General features: G+C 45.6%; 23 protein-coding genes. 10 read left to right on the top strand and 13 right to left on the bottom strand.

Annotation, left to right across the window (positions count from 1 at the left end; all coding sequences use genetic code 11):
* Positions 1-46: 46 nt before the first annotated feature.
* Entirely contained in the window at positions 47-1,162 is a 1,116-nt protein-coding gene (gene ribD / locus N2317_05750) for a bifunctional diaminohydroxyphosphoribosylaminopyrimidine deaminase/5-amino-6-(5-phosphoribosylamino)uracil reductase RibD (protein ID MCX7816993.1), read from the top strand.
* On the opposite strand, the gene N2317_05745 is transcribed toward ribD, so the two are convergent.
* Positions 1,163-2,749 (bottom strand): hypothetical protein, encoded by a 1,587-nt coding sequence (locus tag N2317_05745; GenBank protein MCX7816992.1) that lies wholly within the window; start codon positions 2,747-2,749, stop codon positions 1,163-1,165.
* A 196-nt stretch (positions 2,750-2,945) separates the two neighbouring features.
* Between N2317_05745 and N2317_05740 the strand changes: the two genes are divergently transcribed.
* Genes N2317_05740 through N2317_05720 form a run of 5 tightly spaced genes read left to right on the top strand, consistent with a single transcriptional unit; the run spans position 2,946 to position 5,925 of the window.
* A complete protein-coding gene (locus N2317_05740) occupies positions 2,946-3,155 on the top strand; it encodes a 4Fe-4S binding protein (protein ID MCX7816991.1) in 210 nt (69 codons plus the stop codon).
* Positions 3,148-4,206, top strand: a complete 1,059-nt coding sequence (gene vorB, locus N2317_05735; protein MCX7816990.1) for a 3-methyl-2-oxobutanoate dehydrogenase subunit VorB — start codon at positions 3,148-3,150, stop codon at positions 4,204-4,206. The genes N2317_05740 and vorB overlap by 8 nt, the downstream gene beginning before the upstream one ends.
* Entirely contained in the window at positions 4,203-4,949 is a 747-nt protein-coding gene (locus tag N2317_05730) for a thiamine pyrophosphate-dependent enzyme (protein ID MCX7816989.1), read from the top strand. The genes vorB and N2317_05730 overlap by 4 nt, the downstream gene beginning before the upstream one ends.
* Before the next feature lie 2 nt (positions 4,950-4,951).
* The gene (locus N2317_05725; GenBank protein ID MCX7816988.1) at positions 4,952-5,485 is read left to right on the top strand and encodes a 2-oxoacid:acceptor oxidoreductase family protein; all 534 of its coding nucleotides are present in this window, start codon (positions 4,952-4,954) and stop codon (positions 5,483-5,485) included.
* Positions 5,486-5,496: 11 nt separating this feature from the next.
* Positions 5,497-5,925, top strand: a complete 429-nt coding sequence (locus tag N2317_05720) for a hypothetical protein (GenBank protein MCX7816987.1) — start codon at positions 5,497-5,499, stop codon at positions 5,923-5,925.
* An 86-nt stretch (positions 5,926-6,011) separates the two neighbouring features.
* Here the strand turns inward: N2317_05720 and atpE are convergent, their stop codons facing one another.
* The gene (atpE, locus tag N2317_05715; protein ID MCX7816986.1) at positions 6,012-6,383 is read right to left on the bottom strand and encodes an ATP synthase F0 subunit C; all 372 of its coding nucleotides are present in this window, start codon (positions 6,381-6,383) and stop codon (positions 6,012-6,014) included.
* 179 nt (positions 6,384-6,562) lie between these two features.
* Between atpE and N2317_05710 the strand changes: the two genes are divergently transcribed.
* The 3 genes from N2317_05710 to N2317_05700 are packed head-to-tail and all read left to right on the top strand — an operon-like array spanning position 6,563 to position 9,351.
* Positions 6,563-7,039, top strand: a complete 477-nt coding sequence (locus N2317_05710) for a hypothetical protein (protein ID MCX7816985.1) — start codon at positions 6,563-6,565, stop codon at positions 7,037-7,039.
* Positions 7,036-8,322, top strand: a complete 1,287-nt coding sequence (gene hemL, locus N2317_05705) for a glutamate-1-semialdehyde 2,1-aminomutase (GenBank protein ID MCX7816984.1) — start codon at positions 7,036-7,038, stop codon at positions 8,320-8,322. The genes N2317_05710 and hemL overlap by 4 nt, the downstream gene beginning before the upstream one ends.
* Positions 8,323-8,328: 6 nt before the next feature.
* Positions 8,329-9,351 carry an NAD-dependent epimerase gene (locus N2317_05700; GenBank protein MCX7816983.1) on the top strand — a complete coding sequence of 341 codons (1,023 nt, stop codon included), beginning with the start codon at positions 8,329-8,331 and terminating at the stop codon, positions 9,349-9,351.
* Between the two features lie 426 nt (positions 9,352-9,777).
* Here the strand turns inward: N2317_05700 and atpB are convergent, their stop codons facing one another.
* The 11 genes from atpB to N2317_05645 all read right to left on the bottom strand — a co-directional run bounded on the left by atpB (position 9,778) and on the right by N2317_05645 (position 22,693).
* Complete coding sequence (gene atpB, locus N2317_05695; protein MCX7816982.1) at positions 9,778-10,434, bottom strand: F0F1 ATP synthase subunit A; 657 nt, start codon at positions 10,432-10,434, stop codon at positions 9,778-9,780.
* Positions 10,435-10,437: 3 nt separating this feature from the next.
* Positions 10,438-10,863, bottom strand: a complete 426-nt coding sequence (locus N2317_05690; protein MCX7816981.1) for an ATP synthase subunit I — start codon at positions 10,861-10,863, stop codon at positions 10,438-10,440.
* A gap of 286 nt (positions 10,864-11,149) precedes the next feature.
* Positions 11,150-12,601 (bottom strand): NADPH-dependent glutamate synthase, encoded by a 1,452-nt coding sequence (gene gltA / locus N2317_05685; GenBank protein MCX7816980.1) that lies wholly within the window; start codon positions 12,599-12,601, stop codon positions 11,150-11,152.
* Positions 12,561-13,397 (bottom strand): sulfide/dihydroorotate dehydrogenase-like FAD/NAD-binding protein, encoded by an 837-nt coding sequence (locus N2317_05680; protein MCX7816979.1) that lies wholly within the window; start codon positions 13,395-13,397, stop codon positions 12,561-12,563. The genes gltA and N2317_05680 overlap by 41 nt, the downstream gene beginning before the upstream one ends.
* 23 nt (positions 13,398-13,420) lie before the next feature.
* On the bottom strand, positions 13,421-14,260 hold the full coding sequence (locus tag N2317_05675; GenBank protein MCX7816978.1) for an FAD/NAD(P)-binding protein: 840 nt from the start codon (positions 14,258-14,260) through the stop codon (positions 13,421-13,423).
* Positions 14,261-14,272: 12 nt separating this feature from the next.
* Positions 14,273-15,313: a 4Fe-4S dicluster domain-containing protein gene (locus tag N2317_05670; protein MCX7816977.1), complete on the bottom strand. Its 1,041-nt coding sequence runs from the start codon at positions 15,311-15,313 to the stop codon at positions 14,273-14,275.
* 55 nt (positions 15,314-15,368) lie between these two features.
* Positions 15,369-16,220, bottom strand: coding sequence for a CoB--CoM heterodisulfide reductase iron-sulfur subunit B family protein (locus N2317_05665; GenBank protein MCX7816976.1), 852 nt, complete (start codon positions 16,218-16,220; stop codon positions 15,369-15,371).
* 28 nt (positions 16,221-16,248) lie between these two features.
* Positions 16,249-16,788 (bottom strand): 4Fe-4S dicluster domain-containing protein, encoded by a 540-nt coding sequence (locus tag N2317_05660; GenBank protein ID MCX7816975.1) that lies wholly within the window; start codon positions 16,786-16,788, stop codon positions 16,249-16,251.
* Between the two features lie 27 nt (positions 16,789-16,815).
* Entirely contained in the window at positions 16,816-17,823 is a 1,008-nt protein-coding gene (locus tag N2317_05655; protein MCX7816974.1) for a 4Fe-4S dicluster domain-containing protein, read from the bottom strand.
* A gap of 33 nt (positions 17,824-17,856) precedes the next feature.
* Entirely contained in the window at positions 17,857-18,285 is a 429-nt protein-coding gene (locus N2317_05650) for a hydrogenase iron-sulfur subunit (protein ID MCX7816973.1), read from the bottom strand.
* Positions 18,286-18,301: 16 nt separating this feature from the next.
* Positions 18,302-22,693 (bottom strand): NAD(P)-binding protein, encoded by a 4,392-nt coding sequence (locus N2317_05645; protein ID MCX7816972.1) that lies wholly within the window; start codon positions 22,691-22,693, stop codon positions 18,302-18,304.
* 276 nt (positions 22,694-22,969) lie between these two features.
* Here N2317_05645 and N2317_05640 point away from each other — a divergent pair, with 276 nt between their 5' ends.
* The gene (locus N2317_05640; GenBank protein MCX7816971.1) at positions 22,970-24,349 is read left to right on the top strand and encodes a sugar transferase; all 1,380 of its coding nucleotides are present in this window, start codon (positions 22,970-22,972) and stop codon (positions 24,347-24,349) included.
* Positions 24,350-24,408 lie beyond the last annotated feature (59 nt).

Genomic DNA, 24,408 nt, shown 5'->3' with positions numbered 1-24,408 from the left:
ATCAAACAAAAACCGTCAACAACGGCCTTATCAAAAAAGAAGAACCGTGTTATGCTTAATAGTTGTGAACGATGATTTTTTCATGAAAAAAGCTCTGAATCTGGCCCGCCGTGGGGCTGGGTATGTGAGTCCCAACCCCATGGTGGGGGCAGTGGTAGTAAAAGAGGGAAGAATCATTTCAGAGGGGTGGCACAAGTTCTACGGAGGCCCGCACGGAGAGATAGTTGCTCTTGATAAAATCGCAGGCAATGCGAAAGGTTCCACCCTTTACGTAAACCTTGAACCATGCTGTCATCACGGCCAAACTCCCCCATGTGTAAACAGGATAATCAAGGAAAAAATCTCTCGGGTGGTCGTGGGTGTTAAAGACCCAAACCCTCTAGTATCGGGAAAGGGTATAGAAATTCTCCGGAGAAATGGAATTACCACAGATGTGGGTATCCTTGAAGATCAATGTCGCCGACTGAATGAAATTTTTTTTAAATACATAATCACCGGTCTTCCCTTTGTAACCGTAAAATTTGCCCAAACTCTCGACGGTAGAATTGCCACAACCACAGGAGACTCTCGCTGGATAAGTTCTCTATCTTCCCTGAAACTAGCCCATAAACTGAGAAGTGAACATGATGCCGTCCTCGTGGGATGTGAGACAGTCATCAAAGACGACCCTGAATTAACAGTCAGACTTGTCAAAGGGCGAAATCCTATCCGTGTGATATTGGACTCTCACCTCAGAACTCCCTTGACTGCCAAGATATTCAGATCACTAGAAAAAGCAAGGACAATGGTGTTTACCACCAGTAGGGCTCCCGCAGATAAAATGGAGATGTTGAAGGATCATGGCATAGAGGTAATAGCAGTTTCGGATGACGGGGAAGGTGTGGTAAATCTCAAAGAGCTTTTAAGAACACTTGGCCACATGAAAATATCTTCCATTCTGGTGGAAGGTGGTGCGAGGGTTATTACCAACTTTATAAAAGAGCATCTTGCCGACCGCATAGTGGTTGCAGTAGCTCCAAAGATAATCGGTAAAGGCATAGAGGCGATAGGAGATCTTCAAAAAAGGTTCATAGATGAGGCCATCCAGTTTCGGGAAAAAGAAACCAGAAAGAGTGGAGAAGATATCATTTTTGATATCCGAACGGGATGGAACGCATACTGATCACTGACACAAAACCTTCTCTGCTATCCTTATACCGTCGAGGGCAGAACTCATTATTCCACCTGCGTAACCTGCCCCTTCCCCGCAGGGGAACAACCCTCTGAGAGTGATGCTCTGACCATTATCTCCCCTAACAATGCGTATTGGCGACGACGTTCTTGTCTCCACTCCGATCAGATTAGCCTCATGACAAAGAAATCCCGGCATTTTACAATTGAAAATCTTCAGCCCTTCTCTGATGGAGACCACAACAAAATTGGGCAACAACTCATCTAGAACAGCCGGTGTAACGCCTGGACGATAGGAAACATTACTTATCTCGGGACTGTCCTTTCCTTCCAAAAAATCCATTAATCGCTGCGCCGGCGCAAAATAGTTACCACCCCCCGCATGAAAGGCCCTTTCTTCCCAAAAACGACGGAACCGCAGACCTGCCAGAGGATCACTACCATCAATATCCTCCTTAGTCACATTAACAACAACCGCGCTGTTTGCAAAAGGCTCATTCCGTCCACTTTCGCTCATCCCGTTAGTTACCACAACTCCCCTCACTGGACTGCACGCAATGACCCGCCCGCCAGGGCACATACAAAATGTGTAAACGGAGCGTCCCAAAACACGTAGTGTGGTTTTTAAATTATAATCCGCCGGTGGCAATTCCATCTCTTTGACCCACCTGCCGTATTGAATAGCATTTATAACATCCTGAGGGTGTTCAACCCTTAAACCCATAGCAAAAGGTTTTTTTTCCAAATGGACACCCCTTCTATGGAGCATCTCATACGTATCATCTGCACTCTGACCAATAGCGAGAATTACTCCGTCCGTTTTCACCACCTCCCTCTCATTTATCACAAGACCGTTAATACCACCTCTATGCACTTGTATATCGGTAACCCGGCTTTCATACAGAAATTCGCAACCTTTATTTTTCAATAGAAGGCGGAAATTAAAAAGAATGGTGCGTAATTTATCAGTACCAATATGCGGCTTGGCATCGATAAGTATCTCCGGAGAAGCCCCAAGCTTAACAAGAACCTTCTTCACCCAAATATCGTAGGGATTTCTCACCCGCGTGGTTAACTTCCCATCGGAAAAGGTACCTGCACCCCCTTCACCAAAATACACGTTACTCTCTTCGTTTAGCCCCTCACCATTCCAAAAAGACTCGACATCTTTGACACGCTCCTCCACTGGTTTCCCCCGTTCCACAATAAGCGGGGGGAACCCGTTAATCGCTAGGGTGAGAGCAGCAAACAATCCGGCCGGACCACTTCCCACAACCACGGGTCGTCTCTTTCTCTTAGCGTGTGCAAAAATGGGAACCCTTTCAAAAAAACCAGGGGAACGATGCACGCGGAGACCTTTAAAAACACCCTCCTCAATGCCCTCCTCAACAAGAATCTCTAAGTTAAACACATACACAGGGGGCTTCTTGCGGGCATCAAGGGACTTCCTAACTACTTTACACTCTTTAATCTTTATTTTCTCCAGTTTCAAAAGGGTGCTTACCCGCTCCAATAAAAAAGCAGTATCCACCTGATCCACTGGGCTGCGAACCCCTTCCACCACGTACCGATTTGACACATCAACCTCCCACATTAAATCCAAGTTATAGCAGGTTTAGAATACCACCTACTTTTCTTTTACACAAACAATCAGATTGGTTTGGAGATAAAATACCGAGGCTATCCATCTAGATCCCATTATTTTAACTTGACAAGCCAACAAAATATGAAGTAGTGACGAAGCGCTTTCAAAAAACAGGCAGCTAAAATTCAAGGTGAAGGGTCGTATTGTCATCAACCCAGAGTTATGCAAAGAGTGTTTACTCTGCGTCAACACCTGTCCAAAGAATAACATAATTCCTACCAAAGATATAAATTCCAAAGGCTATCATCCGGTGGCCTTTACAAACAACGGTACATGCACCGGTTGTGCCTTATGTGCGTATGTGTGCCCTGAAATCGCTATCGAGGTCTGGCGTGCATAGAATATTGATGTCCGGTAATCATGCAATAGGCGAAGCTGCGATCAGAGCAGGATGTCAATTCTATGCCGGTTATCCCATAACGCCTCAGAATGAACTGACCGAATACATGGCAGAGCATATGCGCCGTGTGAAAAACGGTGTCTTTATACAGGCGGAAAGTGAACTTTCGGCTATTAATATGGTCATTGGTGCTTCCGCTGCAGGGGCGCGCTCCATGACCTCCTCATCCGGACCTGGCATTTCGCTTAAGCAAGAAGGCATCTCAGAACTAGCAGCCCTGGAATTACCTGCAGTAATCGTAAACATAATGCGAGGAGGCCCAGGTTTAGGAAATATTCTACCTTCACAGGCCGATTACCTTCAAGCTACAAAGGGAGGCGGCCATGGTGATTACCGGACCATAGTTCTAGCACCTGCGTCTGTTCAGGAACTTGCCGATTTAACGATGGACGCCTTCGATCTCGCAGACAAATACAGAAACCCCGTAATAATACTCGCAGATGGCATGATGGGCCAGATGATAGAACCAGTAGAATTCAAACAGCCTCAACCGCGTAACTACAGCGAAGCTTACATGATTAGGGGCAAAGGAAAAAACAAAAGCCGTTTCTTAAGAGCATTAATACTCGACGCAATACGGATGGAGGAACACAACTGGAAACTCTTCCGTAAATATCAAGTTATTGAATCTACAGAAACACGGTGGGACACATTCTGGACGGACGATGCAGAAATTCTTGTGGTGGCCTACGGAACCGCAGCAAGAATTGCAAAAGGGGCTATAAAGCGTAGCAGAGAGATGGGTATCGCGGCCGGTCTTTTGCGCCCCATTACTCTATGGCCATTTCCCGCTGAAGCGCTGCGCAGTTTTGCAGGAAAAGCAAAGACTTTTCTTGTGTTTGAAATGAACACAGGCCAAATGCTCGAAGACGTTAAACTCGCCCTAGGAAGGTCAGAAAACATAAAATTTTACGGCCGTCCAGGGGGTGTGATTCCCACACCGGCGGAATTGGCGAAAGTAATAGCTTACGAAGCAAAACAAAAACAATGAAAAAGGTTTTTGCAAAACCTAAATCCTTAAAAGACACTCCTTTTCACTACTGCAGTGGTTGTGGTCATAGCATAACCCATCGACTCATTGCAGAAGTAATTGATGAACTCAATATAGCCGACAGAACCATTGGTATACCGCCCGCAGGCTGTGCCGTTATTGCTTACAATTACTTCGACATCGACATGTTGGAATCCCCACACGGGCGTGGTTGCGCCGTTGCAACAGGAATGAAACGTATCCTTCCAGACAGAATCATATTTACCTATCAGGGTGATGGAGATCTAGCAGCCATAGGAACAGCGGAAACCATCCATGCAGCAAACAGAGGAGAAAATATAACGGTCATATTTATAAACAACTCGGTTTACGGAATGACAGGTGGACAGATGGCACCCACCACACTTCTCGGACAGGTATCAACTACCACACCACAGGGAAGAAAAGCATCAATCGACGGTTACCCGTTGCACATAAGTGAACTGTTAGCTCAACTACCTGGTACAACCTACATAGAGCGTTGCGCAGTGAACAGCGCTTCCAATATTTTGAAGACCCGTAAGGCCATAAGAAAAGCCTTCCAGTACCAGATGGATTCCCTAGGCTTTTCACTGGTGGAGATACTATCCCAGTGTCCCACAAACTGGAAGATGACTCCTTTAGAGGCATGTCGCTGGATTGATCAAGTGATGACCAAAGAATTTCCCTTAGGTATAATCAAGGACAAGGCAAAAAAGGATTGAACATGCTTCTCAAGACAATATTTGCAGGATTTGGTGGACAGGGTGTGTTATTCATGGGTTACAGCCTTGCACATGCCGCCATGATAGAGGGGTACTACGTAACTTATCTTCCCTCCTATGGAGTGGAGGTAAGGGGGGGAACAGCGAATTGCACCGTATGTATATCTGACGAAGAGATTGCTTCACCCATAGCCTCTGAACCGAATTATCTCGTGGTTATGAACAAACCTTCCCTCTTGACATTCCAGAACAGAGTGGCATCTGGAGGGGAAATATTCTTGAATTCGTCCATCATTGACACATTACCATCGCGAAAAGACGTAATCATCCATACAATCCCAGCAGTACTACTTGCCGAAAAGGTTGGCCACACCCAGACACAAAACATCGTTATGATGGGAGCCTTTATCCGCAGCACGGGTATTCTCACAGCAGACAGCTACATAAAAGGGCTGAAACAGATCTTCGGAAAAAGAAAAAAAACGGCCTTTGAATTAAACATACAAGCCTTTAACACAGGTTTTGAATTTCAATAGGGAATCTAAAAATGGCAATAAAACAGATCTCCGTGATCCTGAAAAACGTTCCTGGAGCCCTCACTCAACTTATAGACATCCTCGACAAAGAGGACATCAAGATAAAAGCTATTTCTGCAGCGAGCACTGAAGAACTAAGTACAGTACGTCTGGTGGTAAACGATCCACAAAAAGCAGTTACAACTCTGGAAAGTTTTAATTTCAACGTGGAAAACACACCTGTCCTAGCCGTAGAGGTTCCTTGTCACCCAGGAGGAATGAATGCCATTGTGAAACCCCTCGCAGAGGGCAACGTAAACATACACTACATTTACACCACCATTGAGCGCATTGGAAAAGAGACAATTCTCATTATCGGTTGCGACAACATAGAAAGAGCATCTCAAATCTTGAAAAACCACTGGATCAACTTTGTGGGTGAAGAAATTTATAGCCTCTAATGGAAAGATAAACGCAAAAAAAAGGAACGAGGTTGCTTTTCTTAAAGGCCTCGTTCCCTTCCGTATAAGTTCATCCAAATATTCTCTTATCCACCCATACCGGCATATTTAAGAAGAGGATTAGCATAGAGGATAACAAGAGAAACAACCAATGCGTATATGGCGATGGACTCTGTCATAGCCATACCGACCATCATGGTAAGAAGAATCTTCCCTTGGGCCTCCGGATTCCTTCCCACAGCTCCACTCGCACCACTTGTGGCCTGACCCATTCCGAGTCCAGCACCTAGAGCACCCACACCCATTGCTATTCCTGCAGCAATAAGACTGCTCGCAAGCACAATAGCTTTTGTGTAGTCAACAACTCCTGTCTGGGCTTGTTCAGCAGCAATCGCTATGGACGTGAAAACCAACACCACAAAAAAACTTAAGAACAACGGTTTCACACTCTTCCTCATCTCATACCTCCATTGTAAATTTTTTAATGACACTCAAACCTCTTACCTCAAAAACTCCGTATGTCTTCAAAATCCACCCCCTTTCTAAATGCTTTTTCTCCAATATAGGAAGCACTCATTGATGTCAAGCGTGAAAATTGATACATTGACACACAACACAAAATGTCCTAAAAGACGCCATGCTATCCCATCTAACCCACGAAGAGATAATGGTTGCAAAGGAACTCCAAGGGAATGTACCTTTGTGCGAAAGACCTTTCAAGCTTATAGGCGATAGACTAGGTTTTGATGAAGAAAAAGTTCTCCATATAATCAAGCAGTTGAAAAAAAAGGGAATGATCAGAAGGCTGGGCGCTATTGTGAGCCCCAGAACGGCAGGCTATATGGAAAATGTAATGATCGTGTGGGCGATTCCTGCAACTAGATGTGCAGAAGTGGGCAGCACCTTTGCCACACTCAGAGAAGTCTCCCATTGCTACAGGAGAGAACCCCCTTTGGAGGGTAAGTACACAATTTTTACTATGGTACACTGTGAGGACAGAGAAGCTCTCAAAAAGTTAATAAATCTCATGACTGAGATTTCCGGAACAGCTGAATACAAACTTTATCCCACTGTAAGAGAACTGAAAAAAACGAGCATGGTCTACTTTCCATGAATAGTAAATCTAAAAAGCTCTTCGAAGAGGCAAAAAAACTCATTCCGGGTGGGGTAAATAGCCCGGTGAGGGCCTTTGGTGCCGTCGGGAGTGAGCCTATATTTATCCAGAGGGCCTCCGGATCCAAGATTTACGATATTGATGACCGCGAGTACATCGACTACGTGATGTCATGGGGGCCAATGATACTCGGCCATGCCCATCCAATTGTCACCGCATCAATAATTGAGCAATCCAAATTGGGGACTAGCTACGGCGCACCCACAGCCTACGAAGTGGAAATGGCCCGGTTACTGGTGGAGGCCATACCTTCTATGGAGAAGGTAAGACTGGTAAACTCTGGAACAGAAGCTGTAATGACCGCTGTACGTTTGGCCCGAGCCTTTACAAATAGGGAAAAAATCCTGAAATTCGAAGGTTGTTACCATGGCCACTCAGACTCCCTTCTGTCACAAGCGGGATCCGGCATGGCCACACTGGGAATTCCCACAAGTCCCGGCGTGCCTTCCTGTCTCGCTGAAAAAACAATCACAGTTCCCTACAACAACATTGAAATGGTGGAACACACGTTGAGATCCATAGGTGAGGAAGTAGCCGCGATCATTGTGGAGCCAGTCGCAGGGAACATGGGTGTGGTTCCTCCTCGAGCGAATTTCCTCAACGCCCTAAGAAACTTCAGCGATCGGTATGGCATTGTTCTCATCTTCGATGAAGTGATAACGGGGTTCAGGTTTACCTTTGGGGGGTACCAGAATATCATTGGTATCGAACCAGATCTAACGTGTCTGGGCAAAATTATAGGTGGGGGTCTGCCCATAGGAGCAGTTGGTGGAAAAATGAAAATTATGGATCTTCTGGCACCGGAGGGCCCGGTATATCAAGCAGGTACCCTTTCGGGTAACCCATTAGCCACAGCAGCAGGAACTACAACTTTAAATATCCTCAAAGAAAACGCACCCTACTATGACCTGCTCAACAGAAATACCTTTAGCCTCTGTTACGAAATGGAGGAGATCTTTAGGGAAGCGGGGGTCCCGGTTACCATAAACCGCGAGGGTTCCATGTTCACAATTTTCTTTACAGATAAGGAAGTCTTTGACCATGCCTCGGCAAGAAGTTCTAACACAGAACTTTTTGGGAGGTTCTTCCGCGGCATGATTAAACACGGTATAAACATTCCACCTTCCCAGTTCGAAGCGTGGTTTCTCTCATTCGCCCATGATTTAAAAGACAGGGATCGAACACTGGAGGCGTGTCGGTTGACCCTAAAGGATAGTTTCTGAAACCTTATGACCGAGAGAAGGAGTAAATTCCTGGTTACGGGTGCCGCAGGATTCATTGGTTTCCATTTTTGTCTTCGCTTATTGAGTGAAAACCACTTCGTAGTTGGGGTTGACAATCTCAACGATTACTACGAGATAAAACTGAAGAAAGATAGACTCTCTATCTTAGAAAATTACGGACATTTCAGATTCCACTACCTTGACATCACAGATAAAGAAACAATTTCCTTGATAATCAAGGAAAAACCCGATTATTTGATACATCTCGCAGCCCAGGCAGGAGTTCGCCATTCCCTAGAAAATCCACATGTATACGTGAGTAGCAACGTTGAAGGATTTCTCAACATTCTTGAGGGATGTCGCAACCAACCGATAAAGCATCTCATATTTGCGTCATCCAGCTCCGTTTATGGAGCTAACGCGAATACACCTTTTTCCGTCCATAGAGGTACAGATCATCCCGTAAGTTTGTACGGAGCCACTAAAAAAGCCAACGAGCTGATGGCCCATGTATATGCAACACTCTTCAATACACCCAGTACAGGCCTCAGGTTCTTTACCGTCTACGGCCCGTGGGGACGACCGGATATGGCATATTTCTCTTTCGCTAAAGCAATCGTAGAAGAAAAAACCATAGATGTGTACAACTTCGGAAACATGAAGAGGGACTTCACATTTATAGACGACATTGTAGAAGCCATGTACAGACTTGTTTTCCAACCCCCTGTGCCCGATCCCGCATGGTCCCCAATGGATCCTGATCCTGCAACTAGTAACGCCCCCTATCGGATATACAACATCGGTAGTTCTAAACCTGTAGACCTTATGGAATTCATAGAACGCTTGGAGGAAGCACTTGGTAAAAAGGCCAAAAAGAATTTTTTACCACTGCAGCTAGGGGAGATCAAAGCGACCCATGCGGATGTTGAAGATCTCTACAGAACAATTAACTTCAGACCCTCAACCCCCCTGGAGGAGGGTATAAAAAAATTCGCAGACTGGTTTAAGGATTACTACAACGTCCAATAAAAAAGAGGAACTTTAAACCGAGGCAAAAAGACCCTTCCTAAGCTTGAGTTTTCGCTCCAATCAACTAGTAGAAACTTAAGCTGTTTTTTAATTGACCACCTTTACTGTGATTTCCCCAATTCCAAAGAATCATCCGTACCTACATCAAGGTATCTTCATTGGTATCTTTTCAAACTTCTGTAGCTCACCAATCCCGATGGGGTATACCAAATCGGTAACCAGATAAAAGTGAGTTTTGATATATTGGTGAACACCGCAAATAGTACTCAAATTGAAACTTCCTGCCTCCAAAGACTGCCCGTGGTTTGGAATTGGCGAAGAAGGATCAAAATCACCCTAACAGTGCCGATTTTTAGCTATCGTAAAAATAGAAACAGCACCCACCATAACTTTTAAAGCTAATTTTACTCACCGAAAACTAAGAAATCACTCGTGATGACCTTCCATCGCCCCCGCGATGTACATCATCGAAAGTAACATGAAAACCAACGTCTGAATAACAGAAATGAGCAATTTCAAAACAAGAATCGGAAGGGGGATCAGGAAAGGAACGAGGATAAAGAGAATAGCCAACACAATATGACCACCCTCAATATTGCCAAACAATCGGACAGAAAGAGAAAGTGGCCGTGAAAGATGACTGATGATTTCTATGGGCAGCATAAGTGGTGTCAACCACCAAACGGGTCCCATGAATTGCTTGAGGTATTTAATACCATGAATTTTAACTCCCACAATATGCGTCATGGCAAATACAACCAATGCCATAGCCGCATTTGTATTTAAATTAGCCGTTGGCGATTCAAAACCAGGAATCAGTCCCAGAAGATTGGAAGTAAGGATGAACAGTCCGATTGTACCTATTAAGGGGAAAAAACGCTTCCCTTCAGGTCCCATTGTGTCGATTAAGAGCCTATGAAAAGTCTCTACAACCACCTCCATAAAATTCTGAAAACCAGAGGGAACAAGCCTCAGCGCTCTAGTAGCCAGGAAACCACTTACGGCCAGTAAGAGCATAACAAACCACATATAAGCCACATGGGATGGTACCCCGAGATGGCCCAAAAATGAAAGCGAATGCATACCTCAACGAACCTCCTCAACACTATTTTTTTTTGTTAACTCCATGATGGCACTGGCAACTATATTTATAACGACTAGAGACAATCCAATAAGTAGTCCGAATATGTCAACAATGTCACTCTTAACAATAAAATACAACACAACAGCGGTGACACCAAAACGTATGTAGTACTTGAACAGAAGCCTAGCTTGAGCGGCCTGATTGAGAGATCTGAATACTGCTCTCAGATCTCTCCCCAACCAGAAAAAATTTACTATACTTATACACCCACCCAGAAACACCCCCAGAGTAAACTTCGGCGCAGCAAAAACTGAACTTGCAAGGGTAAAAACAACAAGGGAAACCCAAAGGAGAATTTCAAGTCTTTGCTGGAACGGGTCTTTTACGATGGGGTTCCGTTTTAAGGGACCTGATAATAGTTTTTTCATCCCTGAAGTTCCTTTTTATGAAGACGTACAGATTACGAAACGCTCCGGCAATTGCTAATATTAAAAAAAGCAGAGAGAAAAAAGGGATTGTTCCGTATTTACTATCCACCCAGTAACCAACATACAAACTGGCAAAGATAACTAATACGAGTGCGATGCCAACACTACTCGCGTAAGCCATCTGTACTAGCGGACTTTTTCCCTCACTCCGACTGGTATCTCTGTATTCTGCCATAACAGTCATTCCCTTAACACAAGCAAAAGTTGAAGTCAACTTGCACCGTCACTACACTACTTCTCCTGAGGGCTCCATCAATTTCCTATGGATTGCCTGAGCGGCTTTTCTTCCCGCGCCCATCGCTAGAATAACCGTTGCCGAACCTGTAACGATATCTCCACCCGCGTAAACCATTTCCCTGCTCGTCTCTCCACTGTCATCTTTTGTCCTAATGTAACCTCTCTCGTTCGTTTCCAAACCAGGCGTCGTCTTAGCTATTATGGGGTTAGCCATGGTACCTATAGCCACAACTACCGTATCAACCTCAAGAACAAATTCAGAACCCGCAACCGGAATAGGGCTTCTCCTACCTGAAGCATCAGGCTCACCCAAAGTCATCCTGATGCATTCCACACCTGTAACCCAACCGTCCTTGTTCCCGATGTACCTCACAGGATTGGTAAGAAGCAAAAACTTCACACCCTCCTCTTTCGCGTGATGTATCTCCTCAAGACGAGCCGGCATCTCTGTCTCGCTTCTCCGATAAATGATGTACGCATTCTCAGCGCCCAACCTTAAAGCTGTGCGCACTGCGTCCATAGCCACATTTCCACCACCAATCACCGCCACATTTTTCCCTCGAACAATAGGTGTGTCGTATTCAGGAAAAAGATAAGCCTTCATCAGATTAGAACGGGTAAGATATTCATTTGCAGAATAGATGCCGTTAAGATTTTCTCCCGGGATGTTCATGAACATAGGGGCTCCAGCACCAACGGCAATGTACACAGCATCGTACCCTTCGGCAAAGAGATCGTCCACAGTTTTCACGCGTCCGATCACCGTATTGAGCTTAAATTTAACCCCTAAACGTTCGAGATACGATACCTCCGCTTCAACAATTGCCTTTGGAAGCCTGAACTCGGGAATTCCGTACACAAGCACACCACCAGCCTTATGAAGCGCCTCAAAAACTGTAACCTCATAGCCGAGTTTCACGAGATCACCTGCAATGGTCAGTCCTGAAGGGCCAGAGCCAACAACAGCAATTCTCCTGCCATTCGGAGGGGCAATCTCGGGAATGGCAATTTGACCTGTCTCTCTCTCGTAATCTGCAGCAAACCTTTCGAGACGCCCAATAGCCACAGGTTCACCCTTCTTACCAAGCACACAGTACTTTTCACACTGGATTTCCTGAGGACATACTCGCCCACATATTGCCGGTAGACTATTGGTATCCTTCAACGTACGCGCTGCACCCAAGAAATCACCCTCAGCAATCTGCTTTATGAATTGAGGAATTTGAACATCTACTGGACAGCCCTTAATGCAACCCGGTTTTTTACACTGAATACACCTTTGGGCCTCCCGCATTGCAAGCTCCGGTGTATACCCGAGGGGCACCTCATTGAAATTCCGGATCCGCTCCCTCGGTTCCTGTTCAGGCATCTTCTGACGTGGAATTTTCTCTCTTCTTACGTCAGCTTCCATGGAAACCACACTTGTGTCTTTCGTAGGCAACTGCCTCCTCCTTCACGTAAATCTTTAGACGTTTCATGAGAAGATCAAAGTCCACCTCATGGCCATCAAATTCCGGTCCGTCAACACAGGCAAATTTTGTCTTTCCACCAATGGAAACACGACAAGCGCCACACATACCAGTAGCATCCACCATAATAGGGTTGAGGCTAACTATGGTCTTGATGTTATACGGTCGTGTAACGTCTGCTACAGCCCTCATCATGGGCACGGGTCCAACGGCAAACACACGATCAATATTGCCATCTTCGCGCAAAATACCCTCTAATGCCTGCGTTACAAACCCCTTAAATCCATAACTACCATCATCGGTACAGACCACAAACTCATCACTCAGAACACCAATCTCTCGCTCCAGAATTATGAGATCCCTAGTTCTCGCACCTATTATAGAAATCACGTAATTACCTTCCTCCTTAAGGGCCTTCGTGATCGGATATATAACACCAACGCCTACCCCCCCTCCCACACAGATGACACGTCCAAATGGCTCTATCTCTGTGGGATGACCCAATGGTCCCAAAAGGTCCTTTATCTCCGATCCTTCATCAAGCATAGCTAGCTCTGCAGTTGTCTTGCCCACCACCTGGAATATCAACGTTATCGTCCCCTTCTCATAATCGGAATCCACAATCGTGAGTGGTATACGCTCACCCTTTTCGTGGAGCCTCAAAACGACAAATTGCCCCGCTTTACGTCGTCTGGCAATCTCGGGGGCTTCAACATCCATACGCACTATCGTCTCAGCCAATATCTTTTTGGCAACAATCTTCGGCATGTAACTCTCCCAATTTTGATTGATCAATAATCGCGTGTCAGTCTATCAAGTTCAGCAAAAGAGAAAACTGGCCCATCCTTACATATGTATTTGCTGCCCACATTACAACGCCCGCATTTACCAATACCACATTTCATCCTCATTTCAAGAGATGTAAAAATATTCTCCTTGGAAAAACCTAGATCTAAGAAAACGGGCAAGGTGAAGCGAATCATAATGGGCGGACCACAAATAACAGCAACTGCATTTTCTGGACTGGGGGCCACTTCCTTACATATCGTGGGCACAAAACCTTCCCTTCCCGTCCAGGTTGCATCACCTTTGTCAACAGTAATGTTCATCTCGATATCTCCCCGCTCGGACCACTGCTTTAATTCCTCTTTGTAAAGCAGCAATCCCGGCGTGCGGGCTCCGTATATAACTGTGATCTTCCCAAATTTTGGTCTGTTCTCTTCATAAATCATATAATTCAAAAGAGATCGAAGAGTGGTAAATGCGAAACCACCTCCCACAACTACAACATTCTTCCCCTCAAGATACTCAAGGGGCCAGGGATGTCCAAGAGGTCCTCTGATCCCCATTCTGGTTCCTTCCTCCATTTCGTGCAATGCCGTGGTCACTACACCAGCTTTCTGAACGGTAAATTCTACATAACCTTTCTGCGTAGGGGAGGAAGCTATTCCAATTGGACATTCACCTTTCCCAAACACTGATAACTCTGCAAACTGTCCTGGCAAATAGCGGAATTTTTCCTCATCCTCTTTGTTGAGGAAAACCATACGGAAGGTTTTAATGTCCTTGGTGTCCACTTCCGTTATGATCTTCACCACTTCAACCGGATATGACAGATAAGGATTCTCCATCTTCATCTCCTCTTATGGGGACGTATTGCTAAACAAGCGGGCTGCATCTTCTACAATCTTGCGTATATCAATGTTAACAGGGCAGTACATCACACACCGACCGCAACCCACACAGGCTATGGCGCCAAAGTTCTCGGGATAGTAACTAAACTTGTGCATCACCCTCTGTCGCCATCTCTCTCTCTGGGTCGGCCGGGGATTATGACCAGAGGTCTCCTGCGTAAATAAAGGAAACATACAGGAATCCCAGTTACGCAATCTCCTACCATCATCGTACTTAACCTCGTCTCTGATGTCGAAACAATGACAGGTAGGACATAGGTACGTACATGTTCCACAGGCCAAACATCTCTTGTGCACATCGTCCCAGAATGGACTGTGGAAGTTCCTGTCCAGTTTTTCCTTCAAACCATCAACGGCGAGTTTTTTAGCTAAAGCCTTTTCAGCTTCCTCAGATACTTTCTTTTTTTTCTCTTCCACCGACTCATCAGCTTCCACCTCCCCAAAGTACTTTACCAGAGCTTCTCCTTTCGGTGTCAGAAACTCAACCAGATATTCACCACCAACATCAGTAATAAGTACATCTGCACCTTGACTATCAACAGGATGGCCTCCAACGGAGGTACAGAAACAAGTGGCGTAGGGAGGGTTAGCACAGGCCAAACTAACCACCGTAGTTCTCTGCCTTTTCGCTATATAATAGGGATCTTTATATTTCTCCTGATCGAAAAGCATGTCCAAAAGGATAAAACTCCTAGTATCACAGGGTCTCGCCCCAAACAAGACACCCTCCTGTGAGGTTATTTCTTCATGGGTCAACACCAACCCCTTGGGTGTTCTTGTAAAACGCAACATGATCTCCGAACGGGGGAAGAAAAAATTCTTTGGAGCATTCTTACTGTTTGCATAACCCAAAAGAGGTTCGTCCCCTTTCTCAAGCGCCTTGAAAAGCACGTCCCCCTCTACCAAAACCGGGGTATAAACAACGACACTCTCAGAAATCCTCTTCGCAATCCCAACCAGGGCATCTTTTTTTACTACTCGTCTTTTCATATCCGCCTTCAGCCCTTATTTTTTTATTGCCTCTGGAGTTAGACCCCAGAATTACTTACACGATTCCCAATCCTCCCAGAAGAGGCTCGGGATCTATATTGTGCATCCTAAACCAATTCACAGGTCCACTTAGCCCAAAGGCCAATGCCATCAATTCCGTGAAATAAAAAACGGGCAGTCTCACTGTTTCCCCAGATCGAGTGTCGAGATTTGCCATACAAACAGGACATGCAGTAACGATGCAATTTGCGCCTGCCTCGCGCGCCATAGTCATAAGTTTATTTACCAGACGGCCAACAACATCCACCCTGCTTATGGTGAGACTTCCACCACAGCAATCTGTCTTGTACGACCATTTTTTCACGTCCGCTCCCAGAACTTGAAGGATTTCATCCATCATGTACGGATTCTCAGGATCATCAAACTGACATACCTTCGGGGGTCGTAAAAGTAAACAACCGTAATAAGAAACAGGTTTAAGGCCTACAAGTTTCTTCGTTACTTTACCAGCCAGTGCATCTAACCCCACGTCCTTATAGAATATCTCGAGAGGATGTCTTACCACCGCCTCCCCACGATAAGGTCTCCCTATTGCCTCTTCCGTACGTCTTTTCAAAGTATCACTTTTCGATAGATAGTATTGAGCACTCTTGAAACGGTTGAAACACGCCGCACAAGGTACCATAACCTCCTTAACCGCTGCGGATTCCACAAGTACAAGGTTCCTAGCCGGAAGCGCAATAGAGAGATCAAAATTTGTGGAATGCGCTGAAGTAGCTCCACAACATGACCAATCCTCTACTTCCTGCAAACCTATCCCGAGAGCCGCACTCACTGATTTTACTGATTGTTCATACTCTTTGGCCGTTCCATGAAGCGAACATCCTGGATAATATGAAATAACCAACTCTCTCCTCCTTGATAACCAGGATTTATTAATTAACGGTTGACTTTCTTCCCGTTTTCTCAAATATGCGTCGCACAGACGCAATGTCCCTCGTCTTAGGAGAAATAAGCGCCAACTTCCCCTTCAAAAACATGCTTACTCCCATCGCCATATCCGAAAACAGATCTCCCGATCTCAACTTATAATCCATTATCATGAAGGGCTCGTTTATTCTTCCCCTTGACTTGATACTGTTCAAAAAAGCCTGATGAAACGCAAGAATCTTCTTCTCCCGCACGGGTACTCCCCTTTCAATGGCCATCTCCCTAAGTACATCCATCATACGAGCTATATCCACCTCATTAGGGCAACGGGTAATGCACGTCTCGCAGGAGGCGCAAAGCCATATGGTAGAACTATTCAGCACCTCATCCTCCAATCCCATCTGAATCATCTTGATCACCCGATTGGGATTGTACTCCATTGCAAAGGCAAGTGGACATCCCGCCGTGCACTTACGACAGTGAAAACACCTCTGAATGGGAACACCATCAATTCTCTTATTAACCCTCTCGAGAAAGCTTTCCATAACTTCTCCTGCAAAAACCTTTACTTTTCATGGATTAAATATAAAATCACCATAATCATGTTCGCTGAATTGAGAGAGCGGTGGAAGGTCGTCCATCGAAGACCCCGCTCTGCTACCAAACAATTCAAAAACATCTTTGTCCAACTTCTTCAAAAACGTTCTTAGGTCCACACCCATAGGACATACGGAAACACAAGAGCCACAATCAACACAACGGCCCACCATGTGGAACAACCTCATGATCTGGAAGACCTGAGTATCAGAAGGATCATCACTTATCCCTACCCAGTAAGGCTGACTCTGCTCCACAAAACACGTTGGGCAATAGCATGACGGGCAAGCCTGTCGGCAAGCGTAACAACGAATGCATTTGGCCATTTCCTTAGTAAAGTACGCCCATCTATCTTCAGTAGAACGTTTAGCGAATTCATCTACAAGAAAATACTCACTTTCCACGTTCATGGGAACCGCTTTTTCACCAAGCATAACATCGTATATCACAGGATTATTAAAAGGACAGGTAATACAGTTATCCGCCAAAAGCTCCTTCAACACCAACCTCTTCTCCCCCGCCTTCGTATACACCAGAACGTAATCCTCGTTCAGCGAACCCTCCCTCAATTCCTGTCCATCCAACGCACGATCCAACTTCCTTTTATCGATGTAACCCGTACACGGAACACCGAGTATAATCACCTCGTCCCTGGTGTACTGTCGTTCCTGGAGATGAAGAACAATAGAACGAGAAGTACACCCCTTTGCCACAACCCCAACAACTTTCTTCTTCCTGTCCTCTGGTTTTACCCTCTTCTGAGCCTTTTTGTGCTGTGCAATAACGTCATGAACATACTTGGCCAAATTGTGAACACAGAGGGCATTCCAAACTAACCGATCCACCTCATCAGGTGAACTAATGAAACAGGGCGTTGCCGTAAGTGGTAAAGTCCCCATTTCATAACCTATAAGCACATCCACCTGCTTACCTTCCAGGAGCTTCCTCGCCTCTTCCTTTAAATTTTTCTCAATCTTTTCCACGGTCGATGAACCCTCACCTTTATTAACATTTTTCTACAGGGTTTTCACAAGTTTACTCGCCGGCCCAAGTGCCCTTACACGCTCAGTTACCCCTTGAACAACCTTCGCAAACCTCTCACCCTCCGAAGCTGAAACCCACGTAAAAATTGTGCGATCTTCTTCCACTCCAATGTAATTCAAAAATCGCTTAAGCATGACGAATTTTCGTCGTGCCGACAGATTACCCGTAATATAATGGCATTCTCCAGGATGGCAACCCGAAACCAGCACCCCATCTGCACCGTGCTGTAGCGCCTTTACAATGTAAAAAGGATTTATCCGCCCCGTACAGGGTGTCCTAACAATTCGCACATTCGGCGGATACTGAATACGACTTATTCCCGCAAGATCAGCACCAGCGTATGTACACCAATTACAAACTATAGCTACAATCTTAGGTTCCCAATTGTTACGTCCCGTCATATATGCTCTCCTCAAACTACAGCGCCTCTATCTGGGCGAGAATTTCCTCGTTTGTAAATCCATTTAAATCAACGGCATTCATACGGCACGATGACGAACACACCCCACAACCCTTGCACAACACCGTGTTGACCTCCGCCACACCTTCCACCTCGTTAACCGCTATGGCACCGAAGGGGCAGTTTACCTCGCAAAGCCCACAACCAGAACAACGTTCCTTTATCACATAAGCAGTTTTTCCTTCCGCTTCGATGTAATCCTTAGTCAGTATGGTGCACGCCCTCGAAACAGCGGCATTCGCCTGAACTATCGTATCCTCACTGAGTTTTGGGGAATGAGCCATACCGCAGAGAAATACTCCATCTGTGGCAAAATCTACAGGTCGGAGCTTCACATGCGCCTCCAGGAAAAAACCATCCTGGTTGATGGGCACTTTAAGCATCTTCCCTATCTTCTCATTGTCAGGATTGGGGATTACACCAACGGACAAAACCAACATATCTGCCTGAAGTTCTACAGTATCGTCTAACACAGGATCAAAAACCCTCACTAATAGTTTACCCCCGTTTTGCAAAACTTCCGGTTTTCTATCCTCATCGTAACGAATGAAACGGACATCCCATTCCCTGGCCTTTCGGTAGTAATCCTCTTTTAAACCAAAGGTGCGGATGTCCCGGTAAATGATGGTTATTTCCCGCGAGGGGTCAATTTCCTTCAGTTTCAAAGCGTTCTTTATCGCCTCCGAACAACAGTACCTGCTACAGTACGGCCTTTCCTTTGTTCGGGAACCAACACACTGAATCATAACAACTCTACTCGCCTTTGCTATCCGCTCGTCACCACTGGCTATGAGCTCTTCTAGTTCCCTCTGAGTAAACACATTCGGTGATTGTCCGTACATATATTCCACAGGCTTATTTTCATACGCACCTGTGGCCACGATAACGACACCGTGTTCAAACGTATCTTCACCATCCCGGAGTTTCACTGTCGTCTTGTAATTCCCAATGAATCCCTCTATCTTTTCAATGGTTGCTCCTGTATAAACCCGTATTTTTTCGTTGCTCTTTACCTTATCTAAAAGCTCTTTTAAATGAGCCTGGACATCCAACCCTTCTAGGGTGTAGTGAAGTCTTCTGTAATTTCCTCCGAGGAGAGGTTCCTTCTCCACAATATACGACCTGAATCCCTGCTCAGCCAGGGACAGTGCTACTGTAATACCTGCCAAACCACCACCAATGATAAGCGCAGACGGATTGATGGTAAGCTGCCCTGGCTTCAAAGGCTTCAGATACTGCGCTTTTGCCACAGCCATCCTTACCAGATCTTTGGCTTTTTCCGTAGCTGCTTCGGGTTCATTCATATGAACCCAGGAGTTCTGATCGCGAATGTTTGCCATTTCAAATAGAAATGGATTCAATCCCGCCTTTAAGCAGTTCTCTTGGAATAGGGGTTCATGGGTTCTGGGTGAACATGAAGCTACAACAACTCTCGTTAGGTTTTTCTCTTTGATAACCTCCGCCATCTTCACAGCTGTATCCTGTGAGCAGGTAAAGAGATTTTCCATAGCAAAAACAACATTCGGTAACGTTTTGGCGTATTCGACAACTTCCGGTACATTGACCACACCACCGATATTAATACCGCAGTGACAAACAAATACGCCAGTCCGCGGTCCTATGCCCCTTATATCCATCTCAGCAGGCATTTCCTCTTCGGTCACCATTGTACCCCGCTTTTCCGCAAGTAGTCCCGCAGCACAAGCCGCAGCGCTACTCGCTTCCATGACAGTCTCCGGAATATCTTTTGGACCTCCGAATGCACCGCACACAAAGATACCTTCCCGGCTGGTCTTGACCGGATTATCCAGCGCGGTCGCACAGAAACCATGTTCTTCCAACTCTATACCCAGGGCTCTGGCCAATTCCCTCGCCTCTTTAGGAGGCGTAAGCCCCACGGAAAGGACTACCATGTCAAACTCTTCCTCAACCAAAGTCCCGTCTTCCTGAACGTATTTTACAAGAAGATTTTTTGTCTGCTGAAGTTCCTTTATTGTGGAAGGTATGGAACGGATATAGCGTATACCATATTCCTCCTTGGCCCTGTTTACGAAACGATCGAAGTCCTTGCCATGAGCCCTTATGTCCATGTAGAAAATGGTAGGTTCCAGATCCTTTACATGTTCCTTACCTATGATAGCCTCTTTAGTAGCGTACATACAGCACACAGATGAACACCAACTGTTCCCGCAGGATACATCCCTGGAACCAACACACTGAATAAACGCAACCTTCCTGGGCTCTCTACCATCAGATATGCGCTGAACATGCCCAAAATATGGACCGGACGCCGAAAGTATACGCTCAAACTGTAGCGAGGTAACTACGTTCTGGTAAACCCCAAAACCATACTCCCCCCTCAGCTGAGCGTCGAAGACCTCAAATCCGGGAGCAGCGATAATAGCTCCAACCTCGAGGACTTCTTCTGCAAAGGTATCTTCGTGATTAATGGCCTTGGCTATACAAACTTCAACACATTGATAACACTCGGAACAGATACCACAGGACAAACATCTTTTTGCCTCTTCAATCGCTTGTTCTTCTGAGAAGCCAAGTCCCACTTCCTTGAAATTCGTTTTTCTCTCCTCAGGCTTGAGATGGGGGAAAGGTGTCCTCGGTTTTTTTGACACCTTGGAAACATCACTCTTATCAGCAATATTTTTGGTCCAATCCTTAGCCCTTCCTGCCGCAATATCTTCACCGCGGAGATACCTATCGATGGATATCGCTGCTTCTTTACCAGCTGCCACTGCTTTGACCACAGTTGCCGGGCCTGTTACAACATCACCGCCCGCAAACACACCGGGCACACTTGTGGCAAAAGTTACAGGATCAACCTCAAGGTTTTTCCACCTGTTTATGGTGATGCCACTGTCCGCTGGTATGAAATCCAGATCAGCTTCTTGACCGATTGCAGGAATCAAAGCATCACAAGGCACGATAAATTCCGAACCTGGTATCTCCACAGGACGGCGACGACCACTGGCATCGGGTTCCCCAAGTTCCATCCGAATGCACTCCACACCCGTTACTTTTCCGTTCTCACCAAGAATCCGTTTGGGAGCCACGAGGAACTCCATTCGCACACCTTCTTCAAGTGCTTCTTCGATCTCCTCAGGCGATGCAGGCATCTCCGCTCGGGAACGACGGTAAAGTATGAAAACATCTTTTGATCCTGTTCGAATTGCCGTTCGCACAGCGTCCATAGCCACATTACCGCCACCGATTACGGCAACCCTATCACCCAGATAAACCTTTTCACCCAGATTTATCCTCTTCAGGTAATCAACACCGTGAATCACCCCTTCAAGATCTTCACCGGGTATATTCAGCTTCGCACTCCTGACTGTTCCACATCCTATGAAGATAGCGTCGAATTCCTGTCGCAGCTTTTCAAAGGGAACATCCTTTCCTACAGTAGTGTTCAAGTGAATCTTCACACCCAAATCTTCGATCACTTTAATTTCAGCCTTCAACACATCCTTGGGCAGGCGGTAATCAGGAATTCCTACTGCCATCCAACCACCCGCGACGGGTAATGCCTCAAAAACTTCCACATCGTAACCTTCGATAGCCAGATAGTACGCACAGGTAAGTCCTGCAGGTCCAGCCCCAATCACAGCCACCCGTTTGCCCTTGTAATCTTTCTTTTCCGGAATGTACCTGTTCTCATCTTTCAGATCCAGATCTGCCACAAACCGCTTTAGGTGCATGATATCAATGGGTTCATCCACCTTCCCACGCATGCATGCGGATTCGCAGGGGTGATTGCATACCCGACCGCATACAACGGGGAATGGGTTGTCTTTCTTTATGAGCTTAAGAGCTTCCTTGAATTTCCCTGCAGCAATGAGGGCTACGTAACCCTGAACACTTATGTGGGTCGGACAATTAGCCTTGCAAGGTGACGTTCCCAATTTATCGATGGCGTAGCCGCTTGGAATAGCCTGCGGGAAGTGGCGGTATATAGCTTTCCTCTCATCTAACCCTTCATTGAAATCGGAAGGAACGGACACAGGACATACCCTTGCACAGTCACCACAGCCAGTACATTTATTCAGATCCACAAAACGTGGCGCCCTCTGGAGCTTCACTTTGAATCTGCCCGCTTCTCCCTCTACACCCTTTACAGTGTAACGGGTCAAAATCTCTACATTAGGATGTCGCCCAACTTCTACAAGCTTAGGAGACAGAATACACGCAGAACAGTCATTGGTTGGAAACGTTTTATCCAGCTGGGCCATTACGCCGCCTATACTTATTTCCCTCTCTACAAGGTAAACTTTGAACCCTGAATTTGCCAAATCGAGGGATGCCTGTATTCCCGCAATCCCCGATCCAACAACCATTACTGCACCTATCTTCTCTTTACTTGGCACCACGGTAAGCCACCTCGCCGTTCTTCAGTGTTAAAACTTTAAAATTTATGGACTAAAGTCTCGTAGTACCCACCTCTAAATGTAAGTATTAAGACCGCTGCTCGCCTATCACCATCGTCTTGATATGTCAAGAAAAAAAAGCTTCCTTACCCTCTCACTTGACACACAAAGTGGAAAAATCGTATGAAGTACATTCACAGGAGGGGCGCAAAGTTTTCCTATATCAGAAACCCCTTTTAAAAATCTATGCCAATAAGCATACCAAAGTGGAAATTTCTCCTGCTCTTATGGGATATACTATGCATTACAGTATCTTTCTATCTAACGCCTCTTCTGCGTTTCGGTGTTGTTCCAGATGTAGATGTCCTTCTAGTCCCAGAACTTGTCCTCTTCACTTTGTACCTTGCAAGTTTTTACGTATTTGAATTGTATAGTATTGACGTAACAACTGGCAGATTTACCACTTTTTCACGGATAGTTATTGCAAATGCTGCTGCCTTTTTTTTAGCCGCTGCCCTATTTTACATATTCAACGTGCGCCCTTACGACACTGTAACTTTAACAATATGGGCTTCAATGGTTTTCGTTCTCTGTCTGTTATCAAGGCTCATCATCACTGGAACCAAAAAAACTTCAATCTTTGCGCCAAAAAGGGTACTCATAATAGGAAAAGACAAACATAGCCTAGAACTTGCAGAAGAAATAAAAAAAAGGAAGGATTTTCACTTTCTTGGTTTTCTTGATGAACTCACCGATAAAAAGGATAATACTCCACCAACTGGAAAGGGAAACACAGAAAACTCAGACACTTATCATCTCAAGAGGACACCAGCGAAGCTCAAGCCAGACGCTATTATCATATCACCTTTCATCGAGAAATCTCCACAATTTACTAGGGAACTCACACAGATTAAGCTCTCAGGGGTAGATATCCTAGAACCGTCTATCTTTTCAGAAATAAATTTCCAGAGGATTCCTGTGAGGTACATAGATGACCGCTGGTTTGTTTTTTCCCGGATAACAGGAGTTCGGAGAACCCTATACAACAGGCGTTTCAAAAAGCTTTTGGATAAAGCAATTGCGTCGATTCTACTTCTAGCATCGTTACCATTCGTAGCAATAATCACCGCAGCCATAAAATTGGAATCCCCTGGTCCCGTATTGTTCCGGCAGAGACGTGTGGGCTTTCAAGGCAAACCTTTTGTGCTTTACAAATTTCGTTCCATGAAGGTAGGGCAAGAGTATCAACGTGAATTAGCCGGGCAACCTGATGATCCCAGAATAACCCGCGTGGGTAAGTTTTTAAGACTGTTCCGCATTGACGAGTTACCCCAACTCATAAACGTGATAAAGGGAGAAATGAGTCTAATCGGTCCTCGAGCACTTATGGAGGAGGAAGTGCAAACATTTTCCGAAAAGATACCGTACTTTAACCTTCGCCACACCGTTCGTCCCGGTATAACAGGGTGGGCCCAGGTGAACTACAGGCACGGAGTTACGCTGGAAGATGCACTGATCAAACTGGAGTACGATCTCTACTACATTAAAAACCTATCCTTTCTATTGGACCTTCATGTGATTGCGCGCACAATAAGGGTTGTGATCTTCGCACGCGGTGCGAGATGAGGTACCAGGAAGTTCCTTGACACTTGGTGAGTCTTACTATAAGAATTCTAGTCCCATGA

This window comes from Syntrophales bacterium (assembly GCA_026417625.1).
GTDB lineage: Bacteria > Desulfobacterota > Syntrophia > Syntrophales > UBA8958 > JAOACW01.
This window is presented reverse-complemented; position numbering and strand designations above follow the sequence as displayed.

Bases quoted from the DNA above. Each gene is read 5' to 3' on its own strand.
- N2317_05730 (MCX7816989.1), top strand. From the start codon at position 4,203: ATGAAAAAGGTTTTTGCAAAACCTAAATCCTTAAAAGACACTCCTTTT.
- N2317_05725 (MCX7816988.1), top strand. From the start codon at position 4,952: ATGCTTCTCAAGACAATATTTGCAGGATTTGGTGGACAGGGTGTGTTA.
- N2317_05720 (MCX7816987.1), top strand. From the start codon at position 5,497: ATGGCAATAAAACAGATCTCCGTGATCCTGAAAAACGTTCCTGGAGCC.
- atpE (MCX7816986.1), bottom strand. From the start codon at position 6,383: ATGAGGAAGAGTGTGAAACCGTTGTTCTTAAGTTTTTTTGTGGTGTTG.
- N2317_05710 (MCX7816985.1), top strand. From the start codon at position 6,563: ATGCTATCCCATCTAACCCACGAAGAGATAATGGTTGCAAAGGAACTC.
- hemL (MCX7816984.1), top strand. From the start codon at position 7,036: ATGAATAGTAAATCTAAAAAGCTCTTCGAAGAGGCAAAAAAACTCATT.
- N2317_05700 (MCX7816983.1), top strand. From the start codon at position 8,329: ATGACCGAGAGAAGGAGTAAATTCCTGGTTACGGGTGCCGCAGGATTC.
- atpB (MCX7816982.1), bottom strand. From the start codon at position 10,434: ATGCATTCGCTTTCATTTTTGGGCCATCTCGGGGTACCATCCCATGTG.
- N2317_05690 (MCX7816981.1), bottom strand. From the start codon at position 10,863: ATGAAAAAACTATTATCAGGTCCCTTAAAACGGAACCCCATCGTAAAA.
- N2317_05680 (MCX7816979.1), bottom strand. From the start codon at position 13,397: ATGCCGAAGATTGTTGCCAAAAAGATATTGGCTGAGACGATAGTGCGT.
- N2317_05675 (MCX7816978.1), bottom strand. From the start codon at position 14,260: ATGGAGAATCCTTATCTGTCATATCCGGTTGAAGTGGTGAAGATCATA.
- N2317_05670 (MCX7816977.1), bottom strand. From the start codon at position 15,313: ATGAAAAGACGAGTAGTAAAAAAAGATGCCCTGGTTGGGATTGCGAAG.
- N2317_05660 (MCX7816975.1), bottom strand. From the start codon at position 16,788: ATGGAAAGCTTTCTCGAGAGGGTTAATAAGAGAATTGATGGTGTTCCC.
- N2317_05650 (MCX7816973.1), bottom strand. From the start codon at position 18,285: ATGACGGGACGTAACAATTGGGAACCTAAGATTGTAGCTATAGTTTGT.
- N2317_05645 (MCX7816972.1), bottom strand. From the start codon at position 22,693: ATGGTTGTTGGATCGGGGATTGCGGGAATACAGGCATCCCTCGATTTG.
- N2317_05640 (MCX7816971.1), top strand. From the start codon at position 22,970: ATGCCAATAAGCATACCAAAGTGGAAATTTCTCCTGCTCTTATGGGAT.